This is a genomic window from Companilactobacillus sp. RD055328, from assembly GCF_022835675.1.
Lineage (GTDB): Bacteria > Bacillota > Bacilli > Lactobacillales > Lactobacillaceae > BQUT01.
In genome coordinates, this window is sequence record NZ_BQUT01000005.1 from 149,862 (window position 1) to 162,387 (window position 12,526).

11 protein-coding genes and 1 pseudogene are annotated in these 12,526 nt (G+C 34.0%); 11 read left to right on the forward strand and 1 reads right to left on the reverse strand.

The features are described from left to right. The first annotated feature begins 15 nt into the window (after positions 1-15). From rbfA to lepA, 9 genes are all read left to right on the forward strand, one after another. Complete coding sequence (rbfA, locus tag RD055328_RS02910; RefSeq protein ID WP_244087312.1) at positions 16-369, forward strand: 30S ribosome-binding factor RbfA; 354 nt, start codon at positions 16-18, stop codon at positions 367-369. Between the two features lie 96 nt (positions 370-465). Beyond that, positions 466-1,098 (forward strand): FMN-dependent NADH-azoreductase, encoded by a 633-nt coding sequence (locus tag RD055328_RS02915; protein ID WP_244087313.1) that lies wholly within the window; start codon positions 466-468, stop codon positions 1,096-1,098. A 75-nt stretch (positions 1,099-1,173) separates the two neighbouring features. After that, entirely contained in the window at positions 1,174-2,070 is an 897-nt protein-coding gene (truB, locus tag RD055328_RS02920) for a tRNA pseudouridine(55) synthase TruB (RefSeq protein ID WP_244087314.1), read from the forward strand. Positions 2,071-2,081: 11 nt separating this feature from the next. Then, on the forward strand, positions 2,082-3,026 hold the full coding sequence (gene ribF / locus RD055328_RS02925; RefSeq protein WP_244088128.1) for a riboflavin biosynthesis protein RibF: 945 nt from the start codon (positions 2,082-2,084) through the stop codon (positions 3,024-3,026). 92 nt (positions 3,027-3,118) lie between these two features. Beyond that, positions 3,119-4,165, forward strand: a complete 1,047-nt coding sequence (hrcA, locus tag RD055328_RS02930) for a heat-inducible transcriptional repressor HrcA (RefSeq protein WP_244087315.1) — start codon at positions 3,119-3,121, stop codon at positions 4,163-4,165. Between the two features lie 22 nt (positions 4,166-4,187). Next, a complete protein-coding gene (gene grpE / locus RD055328_RS02935) occupies positions 4,188-4,757 on the forward strand; it encodes a nucleotide exchange factor GrpE (protein WP_244088129.1) in 570 nt (189 codons plus the stop codon). Between the two features lie 27 nt (positions 4,758-4,784). Next, complete coding sequence (dnaK, locus tag RD055328_RS02940; RefSeq protein WP_244087316.1) at positions 4,785-6,623, forward strand: molecular chaperone DnaK; 1,839 nt, start codon at positions 4,785-4,787, stop codon at positions 6,621-6,623. An 18-nt stretch (positions 6,624-6,641) separates the two neighbouring features. After that, the gene (dnaJ, locus tag RD055328_RS02945; RefSeq protein ID WP_244087317.1) at positions 6,642-7,751 is read left to right on the forward strand and encodes a molecular chaperone DnaJ; all 1,110 of its coding nucleotides are present in this window, start codon (positions 6,642-6,644) and stop codon (positions 7,749-7,751) included. Positions 7,752-7,835: 84 nt separating this feature from the next. Beyond that, positions 7,836-9,665, forward strand: a complete 1,830-nt coding sequence (gene lepA / locus RD055328_RS02950) for a translation elongation factor 4 (RefSeq protein WP_244087318.1) — start codon at positions 7,836-7,838, stop codon at positions 9,663-9,665. A gap of 26 nt (positions 9,666-9,691) precedes the next feature. Here the strand turns inward: lepA and RD055328_RS02955 are convergent. Continuing rightward, a pseudogene (locus RD055328_RS02955) lies at positions 9,692-10,057 on the reverse strand (DUF1304 domain-containing protein). Positions 10,058-10,550: 493 nt separating this feature from the next. On the opposite strand from RD055328_RS02955, the gene pnuC reads away from it, so the two are divergent. Further along, a complete protein-coding gene (gene pnuC / locus RD055328_RS02960) occupies positions 10,551-11,279 on the forward strand; it encodes a nicotinamide riboside transporter PnuC (RefSeq protein ID WP_244087319.1) in 729 nt (242 codons plus the stop codon). Between the two features lie 111 nt (positions 11,280-11,390). Continuing rightward, positions 11,391-12,470 (forward strand): glutamyl aminopeptidase, encoded by a 1,080-nt coding sequence (gene pepA, locus RD055328_RS02965; protein ID WP_244087320.1) that lies wholly within the window; start codon positions 11,391-11,393, stop codon positions 12,468-12,470. Positions 12,471-12,526 lie beyond the last annotated feature (56 nt).

Sequence of the window (12,526 nt, forward strand, 5' to 3'; positions counted from 1 at the left end):
AAGGAGAATTTACGTATGGTAAAGCATCGAATTGGTAGAGTTGAACAAGAGATTCAAAAAGAAATCAATGATATTTTATTAAAACGTGTCCGTGATCCTCGTGTGCAAGATGTTACAATTACTGGTGTTCAAATGACTGGTGATTTACAAAAAGCCACAATTTATTTCAGCATTTTGTCTGATAAGGCAAGCGATGCAAGTAAAGCTCAAGATGGCTTAGACAAAGCAACAGGATTAATCAGACATGAATTAAGTCAACGATTAACAATGTTTAAAACTCCAGAACTAGAATTCACTCAAGATGAATCTGTTCGTTATGGAGAAAAGATTGATGAATTGATTAGACAACTAAATAAACGTGAAAAATAGCAGGGGAACCTGCTTTTTTTATTACCTAACGTTGTAAACGATTTCACAAGGTGGTAAGATTACCGTGTTAAATAAATCAATTGGGAGAATGACATCATGGCTAAGGTATTGATTATTAGAGCACACCCTGCATCATCAAAGAAATCAAATTCAATGGATATGGCTGATAAATTTAAAGAAGTTTATAAGCAAGAACATCCTAATGATGAGGTTATTGAATATAATTTATCAAGTGGAAATGCATATCCGTTAAATGACACAGCTATTTCAATTTATAATAAGTCATTAGCTAAAGAATCATTGAATATTACTGAAAAAGAATTTAGAGAAGGTCGTCAGAAATATGTAGATGAATTTGTAAGTGCAGATAAATATGTATTCGCAAATCCAATGTATAATTTATTTATTCCAGCTGAAATGAAGACTTATTTTGATATAGTTATGCAAATTCCCGATACTTTCCATTACACAAAAGATGGTAAACCTGAAGGACTATTGAAGAATAAAAAAGCACTACATATTCAAACTGATGGTGGAATATATCATGGTGAACCAGATATGAGTTTCTTAGACTTAGGTGATCAATATATTCGTTCAGTTTTAGGAATCATGGGAGTTTCTGATGTAGAATCTATTTTTGCTGAAGGAATGGATTATGCTCCAGACAAAGCTGATGCAATTATGGAAAAAGCAATGAGTCGAATTGAAGAATGTGCTAAGAATTTTTAGATGTAAATTAAAAGCGGTTAATAACCGCTTTTTTGTTGCCTTTTTGGTATAATATTTTTCATGGAGACAACAAAAATGAATGGAATTATTCCCTTAAATAAAGAATTGGGCATGACAAGCGCTGATTGTGTATATAAGCTTCGTAAAATATTACATGAAAGAAGAATAGGACATACTGGAACACTTGATCCACAAGTTGATGGAGTGTTGCCTATTTGTGTCGGACAAGCCACAAAACTAGTTAATATGTTAACCGATTCCGGAAAAGAGTATATTGGTGAAATTACACTTGGATATTCAACAACTACTGAAGACCGTGAAGGTGACGTTGTTGAAAAAATTCCAGTAACTGAAATGATTTCTGAAGCAACTATCGATGATATCTTGAATGGTTTTGTAGGTAGTTTGCAACAAGTTCCACCTATGTATTCTGCGGTCAAAGTCAATGGTAAGAAACTGTACGAATATGCGCGTGCAGGAGAGACAGTTGAACGTCCAATACGTACAATTGAAATCAATAGTTTTAAGAGGACGTCACAGTTGAGACTTGATGAAGAGAATCAAACTATTAGTTTTAATTTTGATGTCGAATGTTCCAAAGGTACTTATGTAAGAACACTTGCTGTTCAAGTAGGTGAGGCTTTGAACTTACCGTCACACATGTCTCAATTAACACGTATAAAGAGTGCAGGCATTACGTTATCTGAAACAGTTAGCTTAAATGAAATTGAAACATTTAAAAATAATAATCAAAATGACTATTTGATTTCAATTGAAGAAGTATTATCTAAGTTTACTGAATATGAATTAAGTGATGAGCAATATGATATTGTGAAACATGGTGGATTTATTAAAACAAATACTTCGGATCAAAAAATTGTTGTGAAGTATAATAAGAAAATAAAAGCTATCTATCAACTTAACGAATTTGGCAAATATCAACCAGATATCATGTTGTTAAGTAACGAGTGAGTGTGAAAAATATGGAAATGATTGAATTAAATTATCCTATAGATAGAAATAAAATTCCTAATGACGAAATAGTATTAGCATTAGGTTTTTTTGATGGTGTTCATGTTGGACATCAACAGGTTATTAATACTGCTAAAAAAATTGCTGATAAAAATTCTCAAAAACTAGCTGTAATGACTTTTAATCAATCACCTGTAACAATATTTGGAGATCAATCAGAAGAGACTTTTAGATATTTATCTACTATTGAACGTAAATCAGAGTTGTTTGAACAACTTGGAGTTGATTACATGTACGTAGCTATGTTTTCGGACAAGTTTAACCAATTATTACCCCAAGAATTTGTTGATCAATATATTGTTCGGCTAAATGCTAAAACTGTTGTTGCTGGCTTTGATTACACATATGGAAAAAAAGATATTGCAAATATGACGAGATTACATGACTATGCAAAATCTAGATTTAATGTGGTAGAAGTTCCTGAAATTAAATTCAATGAAAAAAAACTAGGTAGTACATCAATTAAAAAAGCTCTTGAAAGTAAAGATATCAATGAAGCTAATGAACAATTAGGTTATGACTATGAAAACAGCGGTGTCGTAATTCATGGATTACAAAGAGGGCGAACTTTAGGTTTTCCAACAGCTAATGTAGAAGTAGATCAAAAAGAGTTTATTCCCGGTATAGGTATTTATATAACTGAAATTAAAATTGATGGAAAATGGTATCCTTCAATGACTTCAGTTGGTTACAATATAACTTTTGATGATATCAAAGACTTAACAATTGAAAGTAATATTTTAAATTTCAATCAAGATGTATACGGTAAAAATGTCAAAATAAAATGGCTAAAATACTTACGTGATGAAGTTAAGTTTGATGATGTCGATGGATTAATTAAACAATTGAATCAAGACAAGATTAATACTGAAAAATATTTCAAATTTTATAAATAAAAAGTAGCCAATTACTTGACACTTATATACTACATTGGTATATTTTACTTTGTTAGCACTTGTAGTGTAAGAGTGCTAAAGGAGGTGCCAAGATGTTGACCGATAGGCAGAATTTAATTCTGAAAGAAATTTTCAGAATATTCACCGAGACGAGTCAGCCGGTTGGTTCAAAGACACTGATGGAATCACTTCCGATTAGTGTCAGCTCTGCAACAATTAGAAATGAAATGGCAGTTCTTGAAGAAGTTGGGTTGATTGAAAAAACCCACTTATCTTCTGGACGTGTACCATCCGTTGAAGGATACCGTTATTATCTTGATTATCTGGTACAACCAACGAGAGTTTCTAATCATACTTCAAAAGTAATCGAACAAAGTTTTAATCATCATTATCATCAGATAGATGATATTATTCAACAATCTGCTGAGATTTTATCTGGTTTAACTAGTTATACAGCAATTACGTTATCACCTGAGAATGCTACGACATATCTCACTGGTTTTAGAATAGTACCACTTAGTAGCCAAAGATTTATGGCTATCTTGGTTACAAATCAAGGAACTGTTCAAAGTCAGGTTTATACAATTCCAGATGGCGTGAGTCCGGATATTATCGAAAAGATAGTTAATATAATGAATGATGAACTAGTGGGATTACCCTTGAATACAGTTGTTCAGAAGCTACATACGGACATTCCGGCATTATTATCTCGATATATGCATTCAACTGATGGATTTTTAGAATTATTTGATGATGTATTTAAAAATGCAGCTAGAAATAGATATTTTGTCGACGGGCAATTAAATCTATTAAACTATGCTGATCCAAATGATTTAAAACAAATCAAAAATTTATATTCAACTATTGATCAAAATGATGGGCTATTAAGTCTGTTAGGTGATCAGATAGGTGATCAAAATATTAATGTTAAGTTGGGTTCAGAGATTGGTAATGAGGCATTTAAGAACTACAGTATTATTACAGCTAAGTATAATGCGGGAAAACATGGTGAAGGGCTAATTGCATTATTAGGTCCTACAAGTATGCCGTATTCAAAAATGATTGGATTATTAGGATTATTCCGTGAGGAATTAGCTAATAAATTAATCGATTACTATAACGATATTAATGATGACTAGGAGGATTCATTTGGACAAGAAAATGGATTCATCACAATTTCCTTCAGAAGATGATATTGAAACAAAAGAAACAGTCATCAAAAATGAAGAACCAAAAGATAAAAGTGATGAAGTAAAAGAAGAAGTGACAGATGATAGTAATGATGAATTAGAAGCATTACAAAAACAAAAGGATGAGTTTGAAGACAAGTACTTACGTTCTCAAGCTGAAATCCAAAATATGCACGCTCGTTTTGATAAAGAAAAACAACAATTACTTAAATATGATGGTCAAAAATTGGCAAAAGAAATTTTGCCAGTAATTGATAACATTGAACGTGCACTTCAAGTAGAAGTAACAAATGATAATGGTGAACAATTGAAAAAAGGTATTGAATTAACTCTTAGTGGATTAAACAATGCTTTAAAGGATAGCAATGTTACAGAAATTGCCGCCGAAGGTGAAACCTTTGATCCCAATGTTCATCAAGCAATTCAGACGGTAGCTGCAGATGATGAACATCCTGTTGACACAGTGGTTTCAGTTCTACAAAAAGGATACATGTTAAAAGATCGTGTATTGAGACCTTCTATGGTTATTGTCGCAAATTAATTAACAATTAAAGGAGATTTTATTAATATGTCAAAAATTATTGGTATTGATTTAGGTACTACTAACTCAGCTGTTGCTGTTATGGAAGGTGGAAAACCTAAGATTATTACAAACCCAGAAGGTGGAAGAACAACACCTTCAGTTGTTGCATTTAAAGATGGTGAAATTCAAGTTGGTGAAGTTGCTAAAAGACAAGCAATTACTAATCCAGATACTATCTCATCAGTTAAGCGTCATATTGGTGAAGATGGATTTAAAGTATCAGCTAATGGTAAGGAATATACACCACAAGAAATTTCAGCTATGATTCTTCAACACATCAAGAAATTCTCAGAAGATTATCTTGGTGAAGAAGTTACAGAAGCTGTTATTACAGTTCCTGCTTATTTCAATGACTCACAACGTCAAGCAACAAAAGATGCTGGTAAGATTGCTGGCTTAGATGTTAAACGTATCATTAATGAACCTACTGCTTCATCATTGGCATATGGTTTAGATAAAGAAGATAAAGATGAAAAAATCTTGGTTTATGACCTTGGTGGTGGTACTTTTGATGTTTCTATTCTTGAATTAGGTGATGGTGTCTTCGAAGTACTTTCAACTAATGGTGATACTGCCTTAGGTGGAGATGACTTTGACCAAGCTATTATTGATTGGTTAGTTGCTCAATTTAAAGCTGCAAATGGTGTAGATTTATCAAAAGATAAGATGGCTATCCAACGTCTAAAAGACGCTGCTGAAAAAGCTAAAAAAGATTTATCAGGTGTTAGTCAAACACAAATTAGTCTTCCATTTATTTCACAAAGTGATGCTGGTCCTCTTCATCTTGAAGAAACACTAACACGTGCTAAATTTGAAGAACTAACAAATGAATTAGTTCAAAGAACAAAAGCACCAGTTGATAATGCTTTGAAAGATGCTGGCTTAACAAATGCTGATATAGACAAAGTTATTCTAAATGGTGGTTCAACACGTATTCCTGCTGTTCAAGAAGCTGTTAAGAACTGGACAGGTAAAGAACCTGATCATTCAATTAACCCTGATGAAGCTGTTGCTATTGGTGCTGCTGTTCAAGGTGGTGTTATTACTGGTGATGTTAAAGACGTTGTTTTACTTGACGTTACACCACTATCACTTGGTATTGAAACAATGGGTGGCGTATTTACAAAACTTATTGACCGTAATACAACAATTCCTACAAGTAAGTCACAAACATTCTCAACAGCCGCAGATAATCAACCAGCTGTAGATATTCATGTTCTACAAGGTGAACGTCCAATGGCTGCTGATGACAAGACTCTTGGAAGATTCCAATTGACAGATATTCCTGCTGCTCCTCGTGGAATTCCTCAAATCGAAGTTAAATTCGATATTGATAAGAATGGTATCGTTAATGTTTCAGCTAAAGATCTTGGTACAGGTAAATCACAAGATATTACAATCAAGAGTTCTTCAGGACTTTCAGATGAAGAAATTGAACGTATGAAGAATGAAGCTAAAGAAAACGAAGAAGCAGATAATCAACGTAAAGAAGAAGTTGATCTAAGAAACGATGTTGATCAATTACTATTTACAACTGATAAGACACTTGAAGAAATCAAAGGAAAAGTTTCTGATGATGAAATCAAGAAAGCTGAAGATGCTAAAGAAGCATTGAAGAAAGCTCAAGAAGATAATAATCTTGAAGATATGAAGACTAAACGTGATGAATTGAACCAAATTATTCAAGATTTGTCAGTTAAACTATATCAACAAGCACAAGATGCACAACAAGCTGGCGATGCAACAGCAACTGATGGTAAATCTGGCGATGACAACACTGTTGATGCTGATTTTGAAGAAGTAGATCCAGACGATAAGAAATAACAGGAAGGAAGTAGCTGAATGAACCCATATGACGTTTTAGGTGTCTCAAAAGATGCTTCCGACGCTGAAATAAAAAGAGCATATCGCAAACTTTCAAAGCAATATCACCCAGATATTAATAAAGAACCAGGGGCTGCAGAGAAGTTTAAAGAAGTTAACGAAGCTAATGATATTTTGAAAGATCCTCAAAAACGTCAACGTTATGATCAATTTGGTACAACAGATGATCAAGCTGGTGGCTTTGGTGGATTTGATCAAGGTGGCTTTGGCGGCGGTGGTTTTGAAGATATTTTCAGTTCTTTCTTCGGTGGTGGTCAGCGACAAGCTGATCCGAACGCTCCAAGACAAGGTGCAGATCTTCAATATCGTATGAATTTAACCTTTGAAGAAGCTGTTTTTGGTAAAAAGACTACTATTTCATATAATCGTCAAGAAGTCTGTGCTACATGTAATGGTTCCGGTGCAAAAGCTGGCACTCATGCTGAAACTTGTAGAAAATGTCATGGACAAGGACGTATTCAAGTTGATCGTCAAACTCCATTTGGAAGTATGCGTACAACTGAAGCCTGTGATGTTTGTGGCGGTACAGGTAAAGAGATTAAAGAAAAATGTGAAACATGTGGTGGTTCTGGTCACAATGTTCAAAAGCATTCTGTTAAAGTTACAGTTCCAGCCGGAATTGAAGACGGACAACAGATACGTCTTGATGGACAAGGTGGTTCTGGTGAAAATAATGGTCCTTACGGAGATTTATATATTGTTTTCCAAGTTTCACCAAGTAAGGACTTCACAAGACGTGGAGCAACTATTTATTCAGACGTTAGCTTAAGTTTCCCTCAAGCAACTCTAGGTGATGAGATTAATGTCAAAACCGTTCATGGTGATGTTAAGCTTAAGATTCCTAGTGGAACACAAACAGGAACAACCTTTAAGCTTAGAGAAAAAGGTGCACCAAGGCTGAATAGTTCTGGTAAAGGTGATCATTTAGTAACTGTTCATGTAGTTACACCTAAGAAACTTACTGATGAACAACGCAAAGCATTACGTCAATATGCTGATGCAGGTGGTGATAAAATCACCGAACATGATAAGAATTTCTTCGATAAAATGAAGGACGCATTTTCATAATTAAAAAAGACATCATTGGATGTCTTTTTTTGTTTAGTAAATTGGTAAGAATTGGTATAATTGATAGGATTAAAGGAGTAATTGATGAATATAGATGAAATGAAAGAACGACAATCAAGAATACGTAATTTTTCTATTGTGGCTCACATTGACCATGGTAAATCTACAATTGCTGATAGAATTCTGGAATTAACAGATACTGTAGCAGAACGAGATATGAAAAATCAAATTCTAGATGACATGGATCTTGAAAGAGAACGTGGTATCACAATTAAATTAAATGCCGTTGAATTACACTATAAAGCAAATGATGGTGAAACATATATTTTCCATTTAATAGATACTCCAGGACATGTTGACTTTACTTATGAAGTTTCAAGAAGTCTAGCTGCTTGTGAAGGTGCATTATTAGTTGTTGATGCTGCACAGGGTGTAGAAGCTCAAACTCTTGCTAATACCTACCTAGCAATCGATAATGACTTAGAAATACTACCGGTTTTAAATAAAATTGACTTACCAAGTGCTGATGTTCCGATGGTTAAAGAAGAAATAGAAGAAATGATTGGAATAGATGCAAGCGAAGCGGTAGAAGTAAGTGCTAAAAAAGGAATTGGCATACCTGAATTACTTGAACGTATTGTTTCTGATGTGCCCGCACCGACTGGTGATATTAATGCACCATTAAAAGCTTTAATTTTTGATTCACTCTACGATATATATCGTGGGGTTGTATTAAGTGTGCGTTTAGAAGAAGGTATGATTAAAGCTGGTGATACCATTGAAATTATGAGTAACGGTAAGAAGTTCGAAGTTACTGAGGTAGGTGTGATGTCACCTAAAGCGGTAGAAAAAGACTTCTTGATGGCTGGTGATGTTGGATACATTACAGCAAGTATTAAATCTGTTAAGGATACCCAAGTAGGTGATACTGTCACTTTGGCAAATAATCCAACAGAAAAAGAACTTGATGGTTATCGTCAAGTTCAACCGATGGTTTATTCAGGTATGTATCCGGTTGATAATGCCAAGTATGAAGACCTACGTGAAGCTTTAGAAAAACTACAATTGAATGATGCAGCACTTGAGTTTGAACCTGAGTCATCACAAGCCCTTGGGTTTGGATTCCGTTGTGGATTCTTAGGTCTGTTGCATATGGACGTTATTCAAGAACGTTTAGAACGCGAATTCAACTTAGATTTGATTATGACAGCTCCATCTGTTGATTATCACGTTAATACTCAAGATGGTGAACAACTAGTTATTGATAATCCTTCCGAAATGCCGGATGCTTCAGAAGTTAAGTCAATTGAAGAACCCTTTGTTAAGGCTGAGATTATGGTGCCAGAAGAATATGTTGGAGCGGTAATGGAATTAGCTCAACGCAAGCGTGGACGTTTTGATACGATGGATTATTTAGATAAATACCGTGTAAATGTTATTTATCATTTACCGTTGTCTGAAATAATTTTTAATTTCTTTGATGATTTGAAATCAAGCACTAAAGGATACGCCTCACTAGATTATAGTCTGGAAGGTTATGAAGTCAGTGACCTTGTTAAGATGGATATTCTCTTAAATGGTGATCCTGTTGATGCTTTAAGTTTTATTGTGCATAAAGACTTTTCATTTGAACGTGGTAAAGAAATAACAGCAAAACTAAAAACGATTATTCCTCGTCAAAACTTTGAGATTCCTATTCAAGCAACTATTGGAACAAAAGTTGTCGCGAGATCAACGGTTAAAGCTTACCGTAAGGATGTTACTGCTAAGATTCATACTGGTGATCCTGATCGTCGTGCTAAGCTATTAGAAAAGCAAAAACGTGGTAAGAAACGTATGAAATCTGTGGGAAGAGTAGAAGTTCCTCAAGAAGCGTTTATGTCTGTTTTGAAAATGAGTAGCGGAGAAGAATAATAAAAAAGACCTCTTATGAGGTCTTTTTATTTACTTAATAGTATTAATAATAATGCGATTATCGCTGGACTTCCTTGAGTAAGAAGTATTTTTTTATTAGCGGTTAGAGCTCCGAAAATTGCGGCAATTACAACAAAAATGATAAACATTAAAACAGCAGAACTGCTTTATATTAAAAACTTAGAAATAAGAATTCCTGCTCCTAAGAAACCATTATATAGTCCTTGATTCTGCATCATTATTTGTACTTCTTTTTGTTGTAATATTTTTTTATCGATTGCGAAGGCTTTAACGGCGATATCAGACTGATTACCAAACATTTCCAATAACATGATACCTAAGGCTTCAATTGCTACTAGGATAATAAAAATATCTGAGATTAGTTTTAACATAGATAACTTCCTTTTTTGTAATTAGTACATTGTAACATTAAAAAAGAACCCCTTAGAGGTTCTAATACATTCTAGCCCATATATCACCTGAGCAACCTTCGGTACAACATTTGGGGATGGTATCCTCATCGGTTGATAGCGTGATAGTGTTCTTCTTGCAGGTCAGGCATTCGTACTTGCCGGGACCGGGTGAATCTCCAGTTTTAAACATATACTTTTCCTCCTAATGTAATTACTACATTACATATTCAATTATACAATTATAAGTGATAATTAATACTTGTTTTGTAAAAATTATTTATGATATTTTTTCGATGTTAACACGCGTCATTGAACGAAAGTATCACTTTTTAGTAATTAATATTATTTGCTTCATTTTTTAGATATGTATATCATAAACAAGTTCGAGTATTTAACGTTGAAGAGAGACAACGCAAAAAAATTCTGGGTTCTGGACGAGGGGATTCTAAATAAGAGGGAGATTTAGATTTTTATGCAAAATTCAAATAAAGGTTATGACGAAATGGCCATAACTCGCGTGTTTAACTGGCGTTGGTACAAGGACCAAATGTCTGGTTGGACAAGATCAAGTTATATATTATTAACCGTAGGTATTTTATTCCAATTGATCATTGGTCTTAGCCACGGAATTACAGGCCTCGGTGTTACATCAACTATTGCCGGAATTATTGGTTTTAGTTGTACTGTATCAATTACTAATGGTCGACCAATTAATGGTATTTTAGGTTTTATATCAGCTTTAATGTTGATTTATGTTGCTTTAGTAACTGGTAACTATTCAGATATTATTATGCAAGGTGCATATATTATTTTATTGGATATTCCAATATTACTTCAAAAACAGTGGTCAAATCATGATCCACGTAAAATGAATGGTAAAGATATCATTCAAACAGCAATTATTTTTGCTATATTCTTAGCTGCTACATATATTTTGGATACTGTTATTTTAGACAGTCCTCAAGCTATCTTAGATGCAGTTAGTGCTACAATCGGGTTAACAGGGGCAGTATTAACTGTTAGAAGATTCCGTTCAAGCTACTATTTTTGGACAGCTCAAGGTGTGATGAGTGTTGCACTATGGATTCAAACAGCAATGAATGGTCATCCTGTTTGGGTTTTAATGTTCACATACATGCTTTATCTAGCCAACGATATTGTTGCCTTTTCAGACAGCAAATGGTTTGCTAAGAAAAAATAATTAATGATACTCGAACAAGTGAATTAGTTAATAGAATCCATATTCTTAATTGAATATGGATTTTTATTTTGTAATAATAGAAATATCAGAAAAATAAGAGGATATAAATTTATGAATGATAAAACATTTGCACGTATTAAAGAATTAACAGAAATGCAAGGAACAAGTGGATTCGAACATGAAATTCGTGATTATATGAGAACAGAAATGACACCTTTAGTAGATGAAGTGGCTCAAGATGGATTGGGTGGAATTTTTGGTGTAAGAAATAATGAAGATACCGATGCACGTCGAGTTATGGTTGCTTCTCATATGGATGAAGTTGGTTTTATGATTACTCAAATCAAACCAAACGGACTTTTTAATGTTGTAGGTTTAGGCGGATGGAATCCCTATGTTGTTTCAGCTCAACGTTTCACATTAAAAGCTTCTAATGGTAAAAACTTCCCATGTATTTCAGCTTCAATTCCTCCACACTTACTACGTGGAACTGCAGGACAAAAATCATTAGAAATTGCGGATGTATTATTTGATGCTGGTTTTGAATCTAAAGAAGAAGCCTTAGCTTTTGGTGTTCGTCCTGGTGATACAGTAGTTCCTCAAGTTGAAACAATTAAAACTGCTAATGGTAAAAATATTATTTCAAAAGCTTGGGATAATCGATATGGATGTTCTCTTGTATTAGAAGCTCTTGAAGAACTACAAAATGAAAAATTAGGTCATACTCTAATTGCTGGTGCTAATGTACAAGAAGAAGTTGGATTACGTGGTTCTAAACCATCTGTGACAAAATTCAGACCTGATTTGTTCTTTGCTGTCGATTGTTCAGCTGCCGACGATACTGTTTCAACTGAAGGAACATTTGGTCATCTAGGAGAAGGGGTTATGATGAGAATTCAAGATCCTAGATTGATCACACTACCAAGATTACGCGAATATCTATTAGATACAGCCGAATCAAATAATATTCCTTATCAATACTTTGTATCAAAAGGTGGAACAGATGCTGGTGATGCTCATACAGCTAATGAAGGAATTCCAAGTTCAGTTATTGGGGTTGCTGGACGTTACATCCATACACATCAAACAATGTTTAATATTGCTGATTATGATGCAGCTAAAGAGATGTTGATACAAACATTAAAAGGACTTGATAAGAGTACTATTGATACAATTGTTGCGGGAATCTAATTTAGAGGTTCTTATTACATAGTATTGCTGTAACCACGCATTCTATGTTACAATCT